Origin of the sequence: Vibrio xiamenensis (assembly GCF_900100015.1) — a bacterium.
In the GTDB taxonomy this organism is placed as follows: Bacteria; Pseudomonadota; Gammaproteobacteria; order Enterobacterales; family Vibrionaceae; genus Vibrio; species Vibrio xiamenensis.
This window is the reverse complement of sequence record NZ_FNDD01000005.1, coordinates 141,578-159,203: the sequence shown is the minus strand read 5'-3', so window position 1 is coordinate 159,203 and position 17,626 is coordinate 141,578. Positions and strand designations below refer to the sequence as shown.

At 46.4% G+C, this 17,626-nt stretch carries 14 protein-coding genes; 8 read left to right on the top strand and 6 right to left on the bottom strand.

The annotated features are described in order from the left end of the window. Position 1: 1 nt before the first annotated feature. Genes BLS03_RS06290 through sbcB form a run of 3 tightly spaced genes read right to left on the bottom strand, consistent with a single transcriptional unit; the run spans position 2 to position 2,511 of the window. A complete protein-coding gene (locus BLS03_RS06290) occupies positions 2–679 on the bottom strand; it encodes a CidB/LrgB family autolysis modulator (RefSeq protein ID WP_093270983.1) in 678 nt (225 codons plus the stop codon). Further along, positions 679–1,044, bottom strand: coding sequence for a CidA/LrgA family protein (locus BLS03_RS06285; protein WP_093270981.1), 366 nt, complete (start codon positions 1,042–1,044; stop codon positions 679–681). Before BLS03_RS06285 ends, BLS03_RS06290 begins: the two co-directional genes overlap by 1 nt. A gap of 42 nt (positions 1,045–1,086) precedes the next feature. After that, positions 1,087–2,511 carry an exodeoxyribonuclease I gene (gene sbcB / locus BLS03_RS06280; RefSeq protein ID WP_093270978.1) on the bottom strand — a complete coding sequence of 475 codons (1,425 nt, stop codon included), beginning with the start codon at positions 2,509–2,511 and terminating at the stop codon, positions 1,087–1,089. Between the two features lie 513 nt (positions 2,512–3,024). Here sbcB and BLS03_RS26270 point away from each other — a divergent pair. Beyond that, positions 3,025–4,311 carry a methyl-accepting chemotaxis protein gene (locus BLS03_RS26270; protein WP_093270973.1) on the top strand — a complete coding sequence of 429 codons (1,287 nt, stop codon included), beginning with the start codon at positions 3,025–3,027 and terminating at the stop codon, positions 4,309–4,311. Positions 4,312–4,404: 93 nt separating this feature from the next. On the opposite strand, the gene BLS03_RS06265 is transcribed toward BLS03_RS26270, so the two are convergent. The 3 genes from BLS03_RS06265 to BLS03_RS06255 form a co-directional block, all read right to left on the bottom strand. Next, complete coding sequence (locus BLS03_RS06265) at positions 4,405–5,814, bottom strand: HD-GYP domain-containing protein (RefSeq protein WP_093270971.1); 1,410 nt, start codon at positions 5,812–5,814, stop codon at positions 4,405–4,407. 172 nt (positions 5,815–5,986) lie between these two features. Beyond that, positions 5,987–7,354, bottom strand: coding sequence for an L-cystine transporter (locus BLS03_RS06260; protein WP_093270968.1), 1,368 nt, complete (start codon positions 7,352–7,354; stop codon positions 5,987–5,989). Positions 7,355–7,539: 185 nt separating this feature from the next. Next, complete coding sequence (locus tag BLS03_RS06255; protein WP_093270965.1) at positions 7,540–8,229, bottom strand: NAD(P)H-binding protein; 690 nt, start codon at positions 8,227–8,229, stop codon at positions 7,540–7,542. A 376-nt stretch (positions 8,230–8,605) separates the two neighbouring features. On the opposite strand from BLS03_RS06255, the gene BLS03_RS06250 reads away from it, so the two are divergent. From BLS03_RS06250 to BLS03_RS06220, 7 genes are all read left to right on the top strand, one after another. Then, complete coding sequence (locus BLS03_RS06250; RefSeq protein WP_093270962.1) at positions 8,606–9,217, top strand: flavin reductase family protein; 612 nt, start codon at positions 8,606–8,608, stop codon at positions 9,215–9,217. Between the two features lie 8 nt (positions 9,218–9,225). Continuing rightward, entirely contained in the window at positions 9,226–10,254 is a 1,029-nt protein-coding gene (gene cobT / locus BLS03_RS06245; protein WP_093270960.1) for a nicotinate-nucleotide--dimethylbenzimidazole phosphoribosyltransferase, read from the top strand. Continuing rightward, a complete protein-coding gene (locus BLS03_RS06240) occupies positions 10,254–11,021 on the top strand; it encodes an adenosylcobinamide-GDP ribazoletransferase (RefSeq protein ID WP_093270957.1) in 768 nt (255 codons plus the stop codon). The genes cobT and BLS03_RS06240 overlap by 1 nt, the downstream gene beginning before the upstream one ends. A 64-nt stretch (positions 11,022–11,085) precedes the next feature. Further along, positions 11,086–12,882 (top strand): M3 family oligoendopeptidase, encoded by a 1,797-nt coding sequence (locus tag BLS03_RS06235; RefSeq protein WP_093270954.1) that lies wholly within the window; start codon positions 11,086–11,088, stop codon positions 12,880–12,882. A gap of 200 nt (positions 12,883–13,082) precedes the next feature. Continuing rightward, the gene (locus tag BLS03_RS06230) at positions 13,083–14,111 is read left to right on the top strand and encodes a succinylglutamate desuccinylase (RefSeq protein WP_093270950.1); all 1,029 of its coding nucleotides are present in this window, start codon (positions 13,083–13,085) and stop codon (positions 14,109–14,111) included. A gap of 89 nt (positions 14,112–14,200) precedes the next feature. Then, entirely contained in the window at positions 14,201–15,193 is a 993-nt protein-coding gene (gene btuC / locus BLS03_RS06225) for a vitamin B12 ABC transporter permease BtuC (RefSeq protein WP_093270948.1), read from the top strand. A gap of 387 nt (positions 15,194–15,580) precedes the next feature. Further along, positions 15,581–17,140 (top strand): pectate lyase family protein, encoded by a 1,560-nt coding sequence (locus tag BLS03_RS06220; protein WP_093270945.1) that lies wholly within the window; start codon positions 15,581–15,583, stop codon positions 17,138–17,140. Positions 17,141–17,626 lie beyond the last annotated feature (486 nt).

Here is a 17,626-nt window from a genome sequence, read left to right as displayed (position 1 = left end):
GCTACTGCGCTAGCCAGACAATCGCCGCGAAGAAGGAAGGCGCCAAAATTGAGGTAATCACACCACAGATCACCAGCGCCAGTGAACTAAAGGCGGCGTCGGGTGGGTTTTTCTCGGCACAGGTTGCGGTACCAAGAGCATGGGAAATCGTGCCCATCGTCAGGCCGCGTGCCACCGAGTGGCGGATGTTGAGCAGACCATACACTGGATACGCGATGATCGCGCCAAGCAGGCCGACAATCAGTACCATCATAGCGGCAATCGCCGGTTCGCCGCCAAGATGGCTTGCGACTTCCATCGCGATCGGCGTGGTGACCGATTTACCAAGCAGCGCGGCGATAAGCCCGATATCCGCGTGCATCAGCAGTGCAATGCCTCCGGCTGTGACCATAGACAACACGCTACCGACGCTACAAGCCAACATAATAATTCGCCAGTTAGCGCGAATTTGTGGCAATTGCTCATATAACGGGTAGGCAAGGGCGACGACCGCAGGTTGCAGCAGAAAGCTAATCGATTGATTGTCTGCATAATAGGTTTGAAATGGTATATCCAACACCAGCAGCAGCGGGATTAGGATTGCGATACTGAGCAGCAGCGGATTGAGCAGCGGGTTGTTGATCCGCTTACTGAATTCGCGAGTGGCAAAAAAGACCGCGATGGTGACCAGTAACCACATTATTTTTCCTCCTTGCTCAGTAAGCGATCCAGCATAAGCGCCAGAACCACTAGCACAATTAAAGTGCCACCTACAGCGCTGGCGAGAATGGGTAGAGCGTTATTGACCAGCACATCGAAATGGTCCATCAAACCGACGCTGATTGGGACAAACAGTAAAATCATATAGCGAATGAACAGATTCGCACTTGGTCGTACCCAATCGACAGGCACCAAACCCGTTGCCATTAACGCAAATAGGATCAGCATGCCAATGATACTGCCGGGAATGGCAGTATCGACAAGGTGTTGAATATTTGTCCCGGCCAGCAGGCAGAGAAAAATCAGGCCCATAGAAACCAGATATTGCAGAGCTTTTTTATACATGTGATTAAACCAAGCGGTAATAGTGAGGCTGAGACATAGACATCAAGAAACCAGTTTTTCAACGTACTGATAAACTGCTTTAAGCAGGTTTATTTTGCGCGTATCGCTTTCATGCTCGTGAGCGAGGTTTTCCAAATTCAGCATGTAGTCTTCAAGACGGGTTTCAAAATAATCACGGCAATGCGCCGCCCATTTTTGTTGTTCGGTTTCATCGAGCGTCCATGGAAAGTGGCGCGCACGATAGCGAAACAGCAGCGGCGCGATACGCTCATCGTCAAAAGTGATGTCGAGCGCGGCAAGATTATTGGGATCAGTCTGACGAATAATATCCATGGCTGCTTTGTCGGCTGGCGAGAAAAAGTCGCTATAGAGCTGAGTGTCGACATCGCCGTTTTGTTCGTATTCGCGCTCCACTGAATAGAGTTCGCTAAGCTTTTCTCGAATCTCAGGATGCTGGCGAATTAATGCCAAATGCTGCAAGCACTGTTCACGGTTAATACCAATGCGCTCAGCGTTTTCGGCGGTGAGGGTTTTGGCTGGGGCGAGAATCGGGCACTTGTTGAGGTGCACCAGTTTAATTGGTACAGGCAATTCATCTGGGCCGAGTTCGCTGCGTTTGGTGTAGAGTCGCTCGCGCAGTTCTTCACTGGTTAAATCTAAAAGTGGTTGCGGATCTTTGGCAAGATCCACTACGACCACGGCGTTTTTATTGGTCGGATGCCACACCACAGGCACAATCCAACTGGTGTATTGGCATTCACGACCCAGCATTCCAGAAACGTGCATCAGCGGCATTAGGTTGACGATGTCGATAAGTTCATTGAGCTTGCGTTTGTGGCGCATGGATAAAAAGTAGTCAAACAGTTTTGGCTGCGCCGCTTTGACTTTCTTTGCCATTTCAATGGTGGCGATAACATCGGCCATCGCATCGTGGGCATTCGCGTGTTCGATGCCATTGGCCACCGACAAATGCTCGAGTTTAAAGCTGGTATAACCGTCTTCATTTTCTGGCCACTCAACACCATCTGGGCGCAGCGCGTGACAAGCGCGCAGTACGTCGAGCAAATCCCAGCGAGAATTGCCATTTTGCCAACTCCAAGCGTATGGGTCGATAAAGTTGCGATAACAGGTATAACGAGTGACTTCATCATCAAAGCGAATGCTGTTATAGCCAAGGCTAATAGTATTGGGTGTCGCCAGTTGTTGATGGATTTGGGCAATAAACTCTGGTTCAGGTAAGCCTTGCTGCGCGGCTTTTTGCGGTGTGATACCGGTAATCAATGCGGCTTCTGGAGACGGAAGATAATCTGCTGGCGGTTGACAGTATATAACAAGAGGTTCACCAATAATGTTGAAGTCCATATCGGTACGCACGCCAGCAAATTGAGAAGGGCGGTCTTTTGCTGGGCTGGTTCCCCACGTTTCGTAGTCGAAAAAGAAAAACGTAGGCTGTTGCTCTTGTTGCATGTTGGGATACCAAATCACTGAATTTGTAATGTTTGGTATTAGACCATTGCCGCGCAGTCATAGCAATGCACTTGGTGATATTCATATGGCGAGAAAATGTGTGTACTTTTTTCAGCGCAAAAAGGCGCATTTTTACTTTGGGTCTAAACTTAAATTTGTAGCGCTAAAATTAATCAATTTGATTATTTTTGCCGCAACACAGGTTAACCGTTAAGAACGTAATTTTAATGGCACGATGTTCTATTGAAAATAACTACTTAGGCTAAATTTCAGGTTAGGAAAACAAGCAAAGTAATGAAGGCAAAAACGCTGTTTCATTTTTGAAAAAGAGTGAATGCTGAAAATGACCTTTCAATTAGAGTTTTATAAACTTCAAATAAGTATCTGTAATATTATATATTTTTATTAACATTTATAACAACAAGTCGAGTGACTTATTGAAATGTGCAGTTTATGTTAATAACTATTTTATAAATTGCTAATTTAGCATTTAATTTTATCAGGGCGTTTCATATGTTTTTTAAAAATAAAAAAAACACAGACCTTCAGGTTCCATCTCGTACAGATAACATGTTGAACTCGATTCGAGACCATATGGCAACGATCGAATTCAACACCGATGGCACTGTTGTTCATGCCAACCAGATTTTTTTAGATGCTTTAGGGTATCAACATGAAGACGTTGAGAAGCAGCATCATAAAATGTTTTGTGATGCGGAGTACGCGCGCTCGACAGCTTACAGCCAATTTTGGAAATCGTTGAATCAAGGTATCGCACAGGCCGGTACGTTTAAACGCATTAAAAAAGATGGCTCAGAGATCATGATTGAGGCCACTTATTTCCCGGTGACGGAAAATGGCGAAGTAACAGGTGTGATGAAAATTGCCGCTGATGTGACCGAGCAAAGTTTGCAGGCTCGACGCCAAGAGGAACTAGTCACTGCGTTGAATAAAACCTTTGCGGTGATTGAATTTGAAATTGATGGCACCATCATTTCGGCAAACGACGGTTTTCTCAATGCGGTGGGGTATAGCTTAAACCAGCTTAAAGGTCAGCCGCACCGCATGCTGTGTTTCGACGATTTTTATCAGGAAAATCCGGATTTTTGGCGCCGCTTAGCCAAGGGTGAAGCCTTCTCTGGGCGTTTTAAACGCAAGTCATCTTCAGGAGCAGATGTTTGGATTCAAGCATCCTATTGCCCAATTTTTAACGACAAACACCAAGTGTATAAAGTGGTTAAGTTTGCCTCTGATATCACTTTGGATGTGCGCCGTGAACAAGATACCGCCGATGCCGCGGGCATTGCCTACAGCACCTCAGTGGAAACGTCGCAAGTGGCACTCAATGGTAACAAGGCGCTGCAAGATTCGGTGGACTTGTCGGATCAAGTTACACACAGTATCGAGCAGTCATTAGCACAACTCAATCAACTCGTGGCGCTATCAAAAGATGTCTCAGAAATCGTCAAAACCATTCAAGGCATTGCTGACCAAACCAATTTACTTGCACTCAACGCTGCGATTGAAGCGGCGCGCGCTGGTGAGCAAGGTCGCGGGTTTGCGGTGGTCGCAGAAGAGGTCAGAAAGCTGGCGACTCGCACTTCATCGGCGACCGAAGAGATTAACGAAGTCGTACATAAAAATATTCAACTCACCGATGATGTGACCAAATCTATGGCAAAAGTGGCGGATTTTTCCAACAACACCAACCAGCGCATTGTTGAAGTGTCAGCCATTATGGATGAAATCTATAAGGGCGCAGAAAACGTTTCGTCCGCTGTGAATAATTTGAAACTTTGATGGCCGCGATGTAAACAAAAAAACCTCTCATGCATGAGAGGTTTTTTATTGTCAGCTCTAAACTACCGCCTCGGGCGGTGGTGATTGCTTAGGTTATTTGGCTGCGATTTGTAAATCTGCCTCTGAAGCATGAGCGACAAATTGGTATTGGCTAGGTAATTTATCTAGGGCTGTTTTTAACGCCTTAAAGCAGCGCTCATCAATGGCAGTACCGATGTTTTTTTGCATAATACTCAGGGTCTTATCGACAGGGATCGCACCTCGGTAAGGGCGCTCTGCGGTAATAGCGTCAAAGATATCGGCGGTGGTAATAATACGCGTAAACAGCGGAATGTGTTCTTCAGTCAGCTGATTGGGGTAACCGCTGCCGTCAAGTTTCTCGTGGTGAGACGCCGCTAAACGGGCAAACTCATGGAGTGGCGTGATTTTACTTAAAATCTGTTCGGTAAGCTCAGCATGGCGTTTGACTTCCAGCCACTCTTTTTCACTCAGTTTGTCTGGTTTATCCAGTATTCGGTTACTGACGCCAAGTTTGCCTAAATCATGCAGCAGCGCGGCGCGTTTTATCCATAGGGTTTCAGTTTCGTCTAAACCAAGCTCATTGGCAATCAGAGTGCTGTATACCGCAACCCGTTCACTGTGCCCGCCAGTATAAGGGCTTTTAGAATCGATGATTTGGCCAAAAGCGGTAACAATGCAGTCAAAGTAATCATCGTCGACCAGTACTTGTGCTTGCGCCGGTGCCAGTGTCATCACACGTTCAACGATATTCAAGCTGTTGAGCCCTGCGATAAACTCAGGATCTTGCACCACGCTGCAAAGGGTATCGACTAAAAATGGGTCAAACCAAGTTCCTCGCCGGCTTTTGATTTCCTCAACCGCGGCTTCGAGGTTATGTTCGATCTGAAACACATCGACGACTTGAGCGATAAGCGCAATACGAGAATAGAGCGGGATCTCTACACCGCGTTTTTGCATTGGTCGCCCAGAACCATCCCAATGTTCATCCAGGCTTTGAACGCCTTCAGCCACCTCGTCGCTAAAACGCAATTGTTTAGCGATTTCGGCGCCGCGCGTACAGCGAGTTTCAATCAGTTCATTGGCGTAGGTTTGGCCATTTTTTAACACGTCAATGGTGGTGGTAATGCGTTCAACCCAGTTGCGACCAACGGCGGTATTATGAATCACGAAGTTAAGGACACTCGACAAACTGGTGCCGACAGTTTTGAAATTGCGCTTAAATGATCGGTCATCGGAGAGATAGAGCTCGCAAATGCGCGCTGCATTACTGCTGCAGCCTGCGTCTTTAAGCAGTAGCGTAAAGTAAAGGTCGTTTAAGTCGGCTTCATTAAGCTCAAGCGCTTTACCTATCGCCATACCAATCCAACAACCGCGAATGCAATGCTCTGGTGGCTGACCTTCGGTCATATCCAGCGCTGTTGTCAGTGATAGCATCAATTCTGCTAATGGAATTTTCACCGTCGGTGGCGTTTGATAGTGCATTTCTTTTCCCTTAGTGGTGATTAATGGGGCCGGTATGTAATGCAATTATCTGCTGAGTCATTCTCTTGCACTAACTTCAGTGTGTTAAGTTTTTGACCAAAAGTCGAATATTAAATAAACAAAAGGCCGAACCTCGCGGTTCAGCCTTATACGTAGTTGGTTGCTAAATGGTTTACGCTTGCTGAGTTTGTGCGTCGCTGGTTTTACTGCTCAGTACGCGACTGGTGATGGTACCAGCGGTCATCGCGCCAGAAACGTTCAAAGCGGTGCGCGCCATATCAATTAAAGGCTCAATTGAGATCAGCAGCGCTGCGATGGTAACAGGCAACCCCATGGCAGGCAGTACAATCAGCGCGGCAAATGTTGCACCGCCACCGACACCAGCAATACCAAATGAGCTAATGGTGATGATGGCAACCAAAGACAAAATAAATTGAATGTTGGTTGGATCGATACCCACACTTGGCGCGACCATAACAGCCAGCATTGCAGGATAGATACCCGCACAGCCGTTTTGGCCAATAGTTGCGCCAAACGATGCTGATAGGTTGGCGATCGCAGGTGGTACGTTTAGTTTAGTGATTTGCGCTTCAACATTTAGCGGAATCGTGGCCGCAGAACTGCGCGAGGTAAATGCAAACGTCAGTACTGGCCAAATCTTCTTAAAGTACGCTTTAGGGCTGACACCAACCAAAGAGACCAAAATTCCGTGTACCACAAACATCAGCGCAATCGCGACGTAAGAGGCAATGATAAAACCAAGTAAGTTAAGGATGTCTGAGGCGCTCGATGTTGCCACCACTTTCGCCATCAATGCGGCAATGCCATATGGGGTTAGCGCCATGATCATTTTAACCAAACGCATCACGATAGATTGAATCGCATCGATAAAGGTACGAATTGGCGTCTCAAGTTCGGCTTTTTCTAACATGACTTTGCGCGCGGCAATGCCGGTTAGCACACCAAAAATCACCACAGCAATAATTGAGGTTGAACGTGCGCCAGTAAGATCAGCAAATGGGTTGGTTGGGATAAAGCTAATCAGCATTTGCGGAATGGTTAGGTCACTGACAGCATGAGAGCGGCTTTCCAGTACGGCAATGCGAGCAGTTTCGCGAGCGCCTTCAGTTAGACCTTCGGCACTTAGACCAAACGATTGAGCAATACCGATACCAATCAGTGCGGAAATGGCTGTCGTAAATAGCAAAACGGCAATGGTTAAGCCGGAAATTTTACCCAGTGAGCCGCCTTTTTCGAGTTTCACTACTGCGGAAATCATCGACACCAGCACCAGTGGCATGATCACCATTTTAAGTAGGCCAACGTAGCCGCTGCCAACAATTTTGACCCAATCTAGGATCTCGTTAATCGCGGGGTTACCTTCGCCAAAAATAAGTTGTAACGCTAGGCCAAAGCCACTGCCTAAAACCAGCCCCATAAGGACAAGGCGTGATAACGAATGGTTTTTTTGCTGTTGAGTGAACACCAAGAATAGGATGCCAACAAATACCGCTAATGCTGCGATAACTGCAAGTGACATAATGAATTCCTTAACTGACTAAAATGAAATCAGGCATCGAGAATTCGATGCCTGAATAAAAAGAGCAAGGGAAAGTAACGGTTTTTATCGCGGGCGCCAAGACGCTTTTGCTCTTGAATATAATTAAAAATTATTAAATGGTGGTAAATTAATCTAGTTATTTCGTTTAATGCTCAAGCTGGTGGTTATTTGTACTGTTTAAGCCACTGTTTAATTTCGGCGCTGTGATAAATTTCGACTTTCTTATCGGTGCTTTGAAATAGGCTATAGATCATCGCCTGAGCGACTCTCGATGCGCGGATGGGGATGAAGTTCTTTAATCGTCCAATCAACAGTGGACGTAATACTTTAAGTAAACCGTTGGTGATGATTTCACCGCGACGCGGCGTGTCTCGCAATCCAACCAGTGGGCCTGGGCGCACAAAGGTAATGTGTTCGAACCCCACTTGGCGTATCGCTTGTTCCATCTTACCTTTGCAGCGCAGATAGTGTGAAAAAGAACGAATAGATGCGCCAAGGCTGGATACCACGGCAATTTTTTTCACGCCGAGCACCTTCATCTCTTGCGCAACTTGGCACACCAATTCGTAATCGACTTTTTCCAGTCCTGATTTTGAACCCGCTTGTTTGAGGGTAGTTCCTAAGCAGATGAAGCCCAGTGTTGGCGCGACTTTATCTTCGTCCCAGGTGTGAATCAGAAGATCGGGTGTGACCAAACATTCCAGCTTATGGCTTTGAAATACCATAGGTTTCCTTACCAAAGCGTAAACGTGTTCAATCGAAGGGCTATCCAGTAGTTGCTTGACCAGTTCTGATCCAACTAGGCCAGAACCGCCAGCGACAATCACTGCTTTGTGATCGTGGTTTATTGCCATATGGCCTCCAATGCCATGGTGCAAATGTAGTCAATGGCGGTAAACATTCGGTAAATCGATACGAAAAATGCAAACTTATCGCCAAACTGTAAGTTAAATGATGCCATCGTTTAACCACAATTCAATCCTAAGTTGTTTAATATTTGATCTTTTTTCGCGCAACATGGGCATTGAGCGACCTAAGATGGTCGCCGGTTTAGATTATGTAACGACTCAAACTCGAAAATTACGCCAATGCTGAAATGCCGCAATGCATCATTCAAAGAGGCGATGCAACGTATTTGATGGCATTTATCTTGTTGATGAGTCTAGTTAAACCATTGATTCCGGTATAAACTTGGAAAGAATTTTATCAGTAGCAACGAAAGGAAATACGATGCATATTGATGCCCAAAGCATGGCAACGAGCGAACTTTACCATCTTATTACTCAAACTGTGATTCCCCGTCCAATTGCTTGGGTTCTGACTGATTCAGGTTGCCATAACTACAATCTGGCACCGTTTTCCTATTTCACCCCCGTGTCGAGTAACCCTCCTTTGCTAATGATTTCAGTTGGCAAAAAGCCAAATGGAGACATCAAAGACACCACACGTAACGCGATCGATAAGCAGCATATGGTGATTCACATTGCCTCAGTGAGCACGGCTGAGCACGTCACGACGACCGCGGCAACCCTTGAGCATGGCGATTCGGAAGTCACTCATAGCCAACTCGAATTGGTCGAGTTTGATGGCTTTGTGCTGCCCAGATTAAAAGATTGCTCAGTGGCATTTGGCTGTAGTTTGTATCAGACCCAAGAAATTGGTGATACGCCGCAAACCCTGATCTTTGCAGAAATTCAAACCATTTATATTAACCCCGAGGTCGTCGATGATTCCCAGCAGCGACTGAAAATAGATGCGCTGGCGCTGGATCCTTTATCACGTTTAGGTGGTGGAGAGTACGCCGTGCTTGAGCGCACCTTCTCTATCGTACGACCACAATAGGAGCCCCCATGTTAGACCAGTCATATTCGGATGCGATTTGGCAACGTATTAATCTCAAAACCAAACCTCTTGGCTCGCTCGGTCAGTTAGAAGCCGTTGCTCATCAACTGGCGCTGATTCAAAGTAATGCAAAAGGTGACCTTGTCACTAATATCGATATTGACCATCCAAGCGTATTAGTGTTTGCAGGCGATCATGGTGTCGCGGCGGAAGGCATCAGTATTGCGCCAAGTGATGTTACGCGCCAAATGGTACTGAATTTTCTTAATGGCGGCGCGGCCATCAACTGTTTCGCGCGTGCTAATCAGGTTGAGTTAAAAGTGGTCGATGCCGGCATTATTGAACCGATTGAGGGCGAGAATTCTGATTTGATTGTGCAACGTCTTGGCGCGGGCACGGCAAACTTTGCCAGCGCGAGCGCTATGAGCCATGAACAAGTCAAACAAGGTTTAGCCTTGGGTGAACAAGCGGTGCGTGATGCCGTTGAACGCGGCTGCGATTTAGTGATGTTTGGTGAAATGGGCATCGGCAACACCAGCAGCGCGTCAGCCATTTTTGCTGCGTTGTCGAAATCCAGTGTCAGCGACTGTGTTGGGCGTGGCACCGGCATTACCCCAGAGCAAGTCGAGAAGAAAATTCACGTCGTAAGCCAGGGCGTCTCGCGCTGTCTGGGCGCTGATGTCGAAACCGTACTAAGTGAAGTAGGCGGGTTTGAAATCGTACAGATGGTCGGTGGCTGTCTCGGTGCTTACCATGCGCGAATTCCACTTTTAGTGGACGGCTTTATTACTTCAGTGGCGGCGTATTGCGCAACGTTAATTGAACCGGATTGCCGCGAATACATGTTGTTTGCCCATCAATCCCATGAACAAGGGCATCGTTTGGTGCTGGAACGCTTAAATGCCGAGCCGCTACTCGATTTATCGCTGCGTTTGGGCGAAGGTACTGGTGCCGCACTGGCGGTGCCGTTAGTCAAAGCCGCGGCAGAATTTTATAACAACATGGCCAGTTTCGCTGATGCGGGAGTGACGGTGTAATGCTGGATAAGCTGCGATATCAGGTAGAACTGTTTTGGCTGGCTTTGAGTTTTTTCTCGCGCATTCCAACGCCGCCAGCGATTCCGTACTCTGAAGAGCGCATGAATCGTGCTGGGCGTTATTTTCCCTTAGTGGGAATGTTTTTGGGCTGTTTGTGCACCCAAATTTATCATCTGGCGATTCAGCTGTTTTCACCGGAAGTAGCGATATTTTTAACCATGTTTGCCAGCTTGATGCTGACCGGCGCTTTTCATGAAGATGGCTTGGCGGATATGGCTGATGGCATTGGTGGCGGCATGACTCTAGAGCGCCGTCTGACCATCATGAAGGACAGCCGAATCGGTACTTATGGATCGGCGGCGTTAATCATGGCGCTGATGGGGAAATTTGTTTTTTTGAGCGAATTGGCCAAGCTGGGTTCATTACTGCCGGTCTGGATCGTCGCTTATACCTTGAGCCGCTCGGTGGCAGTATCACTGATTTATAATATGGATTATGTCAGCGACCCGGACAGCAGCAAAAGTAAACCCTTAGCGACTCGGCAGACCAAAATCGATTTAGCGGTGATCATTTTGACTGGCGCGATCCCTTGTTTATTATGGAACGTCGAGCTGGCTGCGATTTTATTTGTTATATCACTGGTTTTTCGTCTGCTGTTTCAGTGGTGGCTCAACAAGCGGTTAGGGGGCTTTACCGGTGATTGTCTCGGCGCGGCTCAGCAATTGATGGAGCTGCTTATCTATTTGACCTTAATCGTGATTCGCTAAGTAAAGTCGTCGATATTCGTAATATAATCAAACCAATAACATAGCTAATACAAAAGGATGAAGGATGAACGCACCGAGTTGGAATCTCTCTGTTGCTTATCAAGGATTGGATGATGGCAAAATTGAACAAGATATCGCCCTCATCAGTCAATGCATTGACGTGCTCAATCAGCACGTAGCTAATCGCCAGTCATTAAAAGTGATGCAAAATGCGATTCAAACGCGCGAAGCAGCAGGCACGCTATTGTCGACCATCAGCACGTTTGCGTCATGCCACTCGTCAGTGGATGCGACCCACACTCGCGCCAAAGCGCTATCTGGACGCGTTGCCAAACTCAGTTCTGAATTGGCTCAGGCTTATACGCCGTATCAAGATGTGCTTGCCACTGCAGACGATAGCTTTATCGAGCAAGTGTTAAATCATGAAAGTGGCGATGTGGCAGGACAAGGCTTTTTGATTGCTTGTCTGCGCGAGCAGGCGCAGACCCAGCTCAGTGTTGAGCAAGAGCAGCTGCTTTCTGCCATGCAGGTCGATGGTCGCGATGGGTGGGGGCGCCTTTACGATAACTTGACGGGTTCACTGCAAGTGACACTTCAACACGATGATGGCACTCAAGAAGTGATGGGTTTTTCCCAAGCAGCCAGCATTTTGTATGGCACGGATTTTAAACGCCAGCCGTTGGCGTGGCGTGCCATCCAAGCGGCGATGAAAACCCATCAAGAAAGTTTTGCTGCGATTTTGAACGCGTTATCGGGTTGGCGTTTGACTGAATACCAGAAACGTTCGACCAAGCAGAAAGTGCATTTCCTTGACCCAAGTTTGCATCAAAGCCGCATTCAGTCAGCGACACTCGACGCCATGATGGCGTGCGCCAAAGCCAACCGTGAGGTCGGGCAGAAAGCGGGGCAATTGATGGCCCAAGTGCACGGTTTAGACTCGATGAAACCTTGGAACCACTTGGCTGGTATGCCGAGTTTAACCGACCAAGCGCCAGAGCTTTACAGCTTTGACGATGCCATTGCGATCATTAAAGCGGCCTTTGTCGATGTCGCGCCCGAAATGGCCGAGTTTGTCGATACCATGATGGAAAATGGTTGGATTGACGCTGCGCCAAGCGATAACCGCCGCCTAGGCGCTTACTGCACCAAGTTTGCTGCTACGCGCTCGCCGCTGGTGTTTATGACTTGGGGTGGCAGCCGTTCCGATCTTATGACTTTGGCGCACGAGCTTGGTCACGCATTCCATAACTGGGTGATGCGCGACATGCCGCTGTGTGAAACTCGCTATCCAATGACGTTGGCCGAAACCGCCTCGATTTTTGCCGAAACCATCGTTCGCGACTACTTGCTCAATAAAGCACAAACTCGTGAAGAGAAGCTTGAAATGCTGTGGGAAGAGTTGTCGTCGTGCTACGCGCTGATGGTGAATATTCCGGTGCGTTTTGAGTTCGAAAAAGCATTTTACGAGCAGCGTCAAAATGGCGAGCTATCAGCAACCGAGCTTTGCGAATTGATGAGCAGTGCTTGGAAAACTTGGTATGGCGAATCGATGGACAGAACCGATCCGTATTTCTGGGCCAGCAAACTGCACTTTAGTATTTCTGAAGTGAGTTTCTACAACTACCCGTATTTGTTTGGCTATTTGTTTAGCTTGGGTGTGTATGCTCAGCGCGATGAAAAAGGCGCAGATTTCTACCCAGGTTATATCAGCTTGCTGCGTGATACTGGCTCGATGATGGCCGAAGAGGTGGTGCAAAAACACCTTGGTATGGATTTGAGCCAAGCCGATTTCTGGCAACAGAGTATCGATCGAGTGAAACAAAAAATCGATTTGTTTGAGCAGTTGCTTAACCAAAACTAAGCTCGACTTTGCGTTTATTCCGATGCCAAGTGATTCCACTTGGCATTTTTTATTGCCCGCTGCGGGTATAAGATAGATGAAAAGTCTCGTTGATGGTTTTATGAACAAACACGCTAAGCAAGTCGATAAGTGAGATCGTCGCAACATACTTTTTGCATATAATTCCATAACATACCGTCTGCGCAATAAAGGAGCCGTGCATGACAAAATCTCTGTTTCGCCAATCTTTTCTTTTTGACAGCTTAGACTTACAGCAGAATGCGCCGACGGGTGAATGGACTCTCGATTCAGGGACGCAATTTAAACTCCATCGCCGTGGTGTGTTGGAGGTGATTCCTGGCACGTTTGATGAGAATTGTAAGCATATTATTATCTCGTGTGGTATTCACGGTGATGAAACGGCGCCGATGGAAATCGTGGATAAAATCATTGATGACATCCAATCGGGGTTTGCCAAACTGCGTCATCGTTGCCTATTTATTATTGCGCATCCACAAGCAACCAATGAGCATACTCGCTTTTTGGAAGAGAATCTTAATCGCTTATTTGATGAGAAAGCCTATTCGCCAAGTTTAGAGCTTTCGATTGCCCAAGATTTAAAACAAGTCGTGAGTGATTTTTACCAAGGGACAGCAGAGCAAAACCGTTGGCACCTGGACTTACACTGCGCGATTCGTTTATCTAAACATTATTCCTTTGCGGTAAGCCCGAAAGTGCGCCACCCGGTTCGCAGCCGCGCGCTGATGAAGTTTATTGAAAATGCCCATATTGAAGCGGTGATGTTTTCTAACGCGCCGGCCAGTACCTTTAGTTGGTACAGCGCTGAACACTTTTCTGCGCAGGCATTGACCGTCGAACTTGGTCGCGTTGCGCGTATCGGCGAGAACGATTTAGACCGTCTGATAGCATTTGATATCTCGCTGCGAGATTTGATTTCAGGGGTACAATCGGAGCATTTGCCGCGCAAAGCAACCATGTATCGCGTCAGTCGCACTTTGGTGCGTTTGCATGATGATTTCGATTTTCTGTTTGATGATGAAGTGGAAAACTTCACGTCATTCAAACATGGCGAAGTGTTTGGCCACGATGGCGATAAGCCGCTGATGGCGAAAAATGAAGGTGAGGCGATAGTCTTCCCAAATCGCCATGTTGCAATCGGTCAGCGTGCGGCGTTGATGGTCTGCCCAGTCAAAATTCGCTTTGAAGACGACCAAGTTATCTACGATTAACAAGGTTTGACTTTCTATTTGAATGGCTTAACGGTATCGTTAAGCCATTCAATTTTCAGATAAACCATATTCAATAATATGGTCACCCTATGAATTACAATCAGCTTATCTATCGCAAGCAGCGCCGCTGGCTCAACACTCTTGTCATCGCTGCGGGATGCTTGGTGCTGTTTTCGGCCTGCTATTTAATGGTCGGCGAAATCTTTATCTCCCCGTTTCATACTCCCACACCGCTTGAGCAGCAGTTGGTGATGCAATTACGTCTGCCAAGGTTGTGTGCGGCAATCATTATTGGCGCGGCGTTGGCGGTGTCTGGCGCTAGTTTGCAAGTGCTGTTGGGGAACGTACTGGCCGAGCCTGGCGTGCTTGGCATTTCCGGTGGTGCAAGCGTGATGATGGTTGGCTTACTGTTTTTCTTTCCGGTGCTCGCGACGCCACTTGGCTTTATGTTTGCCGCTATGATCGGCTCAATGGTGTTCACCTTAATTTTAGTCAGTGTAGCGCGGCGCAAAGGGTTAACCACCACTCGGCTATTATTGATCGGTGTTGCGCTGGGTATTTTATCCAGCGCGATTGTGACATGGGCCTTTTATTTCAGTGATGATTTGAGTCTGCGTCAGTTGATGTATTGGCTGATGGGTAGTATTGGCGGAATAAGCTGGTCTCAGCATTTGGTCACCTTGTTTATGTTGCCCGTGATTATTTGGCTGTGCTTGCAAGGCAAAGTGCTCGATAAATTAATGATGGGCGAAGTTCATGCTAAACAGCTCGGCGTGGATATTGCTGCTGTACGCTGGAAGTTAATTCTGGCGGTATCACTGCTAGTCGGAGGTGCAGTGGCCTTGGGGGGAATGATCGGCTTTATTGGCTTAGTGATTCCACATCTATTACGCATGGCGCTGGGGACGGAAAATAAATATTTGCTGCCTTTGTCAGCACTGTGTGGTGGCGCATTTTTGGTCGCTGCCGATATTATTGCTCGAACATCACTGCACGCTGCAGAGCTGCCTCTTGGTGTCGTCACCACATCTATTGGCGCGCCAATCTTTATTTGGATGCTGGTTAAAAACCATATTGATTAGATAGCATAATTTTATTAAACGCCATGTTGTTAATCTCGGTGTGGCGTTTTTTAATTTGTGTTTTTTATTTATAGAACTTTTAACTTTATTTAAGGATGACAATGTCACCTAATTAAAAAATTGCATTTATTTGACATTGTTTTGTTTATTTAACTGATTAATTTTATATTTATTATTTAAGTGATAAATGTGTTGGGCTGATTGTCACATAATAGCCAAAATATAATTTATTAAATTGATTCTATTTTATTATTCCATACCATTCACACTGAATTCTTTTTCGAGAGTTCGGATTTATTTACTTTCATACAGAACGAAGTTTTATTGAGCGCATTTTCGTGCCAATACTTTGTAAACAGAAATAAATAATTATTAATGGAATATAAAATGAAAAATACAATGTCAAAGAAACATTTTGCTTTGTCGGCACTTTCTATGTGTGTGGCGCTAGCTTCCCATTCGGCGTTGGCTGCGACTGGGTATGCGAGTGAAAATGGCGGAACTACAGGTGGTGAAGGTGGTGAAGTGGTTTATGCGACCACCGGGACCGCAATCCACGAAGCATTATGTAATCGTGCAAGCAGTGATACGCCGATTATTATTCAAGTTGAGGGAACCATTAATCACGACAACACCACCAAAGTATCGGGCGATAGCTGTAATACAGCGGCTGACCGCATCGAACTGAAAGAGATCAGCAATGTTACGCTGATTGGTGTGGGTGATGGTGCCTTATTTGACGAGTTGGGTATTCATATTCGCTCTTCATCAAACATCATTATTCAAAACGTGCACGTGCGTAACGTGAAAAAATCCGGCTCGCCAACGTCAAACGGTGGCGACGCGATTGGTCTTGAAAGTGATGTTCACAACGTATGGGTTGACCACGTTACGCTTGAAGCGAGCGGCGGTGAATCGGATGGCTACGATGCGCTATTCGATATGAAAAAAGACTCAAAATACGTCACACTCTCTTACAGCATTTTACGTAATTCTGGTCGTGGTGGCTTGGTTGGTTCAAGCGATAGTGATGACAACAATGGTCCAGTGACGTTCCATCACAACTACTATGAGAACATCAACTCTCGTACGCCACTTCTTCGTCATGCCACGGCGCACGCCTACAACAACTACTACAATGGTTTGATTTCGTCGGGTATGAACCCGCGCATTGGTGGTCAAATCAAAGCTGAAAACAACTACTTTAAAGACTCAAAGAACCCGATTGGTACTTTCTATACCAATGATATGGGTTACTGGGATGTCAGTGGCAACGTTTTTGACGATGTAGAGTGGTCAGACGATGCGTCTAAGATGCACCCAGCAGGTCCAGATCCAGTCTCGACCACGTCGATCACCATTCCTTATGACTATACGTTAGATGACGCTGACTGTGTACCAGAGGTGATTTTGGCCACTGCAGGCGCAGGTACCGATCTTGCTGTGTCTGATGGTACGTGCAGCGTAACCAGCGAAGAAACCGACAGTGGTACCACTGACGGTGAATCGAGTACTGGCGACGAGACGTCAACCGGTTCAGAGTCGTCGACGGGTTCAGAGACAAGCACCAGTACTGATCTTGGCGATAACCTCGCTCTCGATGCTTCGGCAGACGGCGACGGCAAGTACAGTGGTACCAGTTACAGCAAAGTGACTGATGGTGATACCACCACTTATTGGTCACCAAAAGGCACTACAGGTACCATCAACGTCAAAGGTTTGGATGTGGTGTTTAACACCGTTAAGATCATCGAACTTGCGGGTACAGAGGGGACAGTAACGTCGTGGACATTAGTCAACCACGATACTGGCGCTACGTTAGCACAAGGCACCACAGTTCCAGAAACCATCACGTTTGATGATGTGAAACCATCAAAAGTAAGCTTTGTGATTAATTCGGCCAGTGACCGTCCTCAAATTGCAGAGTTTGAAATTTATAATCAATAATTGATTAATTAAATTTGAAAAGCCCCTTGGTGAGTCACTCACCTGGGGCTTTTTTATTTTGAGGATTAAATTTTTTGTTAGAAATAAATAAATGAGATCTAAAACGGATTTACTCTTATTGAAAAATCAGATCTTTATTCCATTTATTTTCGTGTTGATGAATTTGAATTAATGCAGATTTTTTTTAATAGCAAGAATAACCCCTTATGTCATAAGGCAAGATGAAATTTTGAACGCACAATAGTGATAGGGGCGGGATGAATAATTTCAACGTATTTTTTGCTTTCATCACACTTTCGACAAAACCACTTAAGTGACATTGATGATTTTGAAATACAGGTTCATATTGTTGGGTATTGAGTTTCATATGCGTTCCCGTGTTTTAAAAGTGGAGGGATAAACAACACAACATAAAGTTAATACGCTTGATCAAAAATAATTCTGCACGATGAAGTGAACTTATAATATCAATAATGATGGACCCAA

Coding starts and splice junctions, on each gene's coding strand:
- BLS03_RS06290 (WP_093270983.1), bottom strand. CDS start 679: ATGTGGTTACTGGTCACCATCGCGGTCTTTTTTGCCACTCGCGAATTC.
- BLS03_RS06285 (WP_093270981.1), bottom strand. CDS start 1,044: ATGTATAAAAAAGCTCTGCAATATCTGGTTTCTATGGGCCTGATTTTT.
- sbcB (WP_093270978.1), bottom strand. CDS start 2,511: ATGCAACAAGAGCAACAGCCTACGTTTTTCTTTTTCGACTACGAAACG.
- BLS03_RS26270 (WP_093270973.1), top strand. CDS start 3,025: ATGTTTTTTAAAAATAAAAAAAACACAGACCTTCAGGTTCCATCTCGT.
- BLS03_RS06265 (WP_093270971.1), bottom strand. CDS start 5,814: ATGCACTATCAAACGCCACCGACGGTGAAAATTCCATTAGCAGAATTG.
- BLS03_RS06260 (WP_093270968.1), bottom strand. CDS start 7,354: ATGTCACTTGCAGTTATCGCAGCATTAGCGGTATTTGTTGGCATCCTA.
- BLS03_RS06255 (WP_093270965.1), bottom strand. CDS start 8,229: ATGGCAATAAACCACGATCACAAAGCAGTGATTGTCGCTGGCGGTTCT.
- BLS03_RS06250 (WP_093270962.1), top strand. CDS start 8,606: ATGCATATTGATGCCCAAAGCATGGCAACGAGCGAACTTTACCATCTT.
- cobT (WP_093270960.1), top strand. CDS start 9,226: ATGTTAGACCAGTCATATTCGGATGCGATTTGGCAACGTATTAATCTC.
- BLS03_RS06240 (WP_093270957.1), top strand. CDS start 10,254: ATGCTGGATAAGCTGCGATATCAGGTAGAACTGTTTTGGCTGGCTTTG.
- BLS03_RS06235 (WP_093270954.1), top strand. CDS start 11,086: ATGAACGCACCGAGTTGGAATCTCTCTGTTGCTTATCAAGGATTGGAT.
- BLS03_RS06230 (WP_093270950.1), top strand. CDS start 13,083: ATGACAAAATCTCTGTTTCGCCAATCTTTTCTTTTTGACAGCTTAGAC.
- btuC (WP_093270948.1), top strand. CDS start 14,201: ATGAATTACAATCAGCTTATCTATCGCAAGCAGCGCCGCTGGCTCAAC.
- BLS03_RS06220 (WP_093270945.1), top strand. CDS start 15,581: ATGAAAAATACAATGTCAAAGAAACATTTTGCTTTGTCGGCACTTTCT.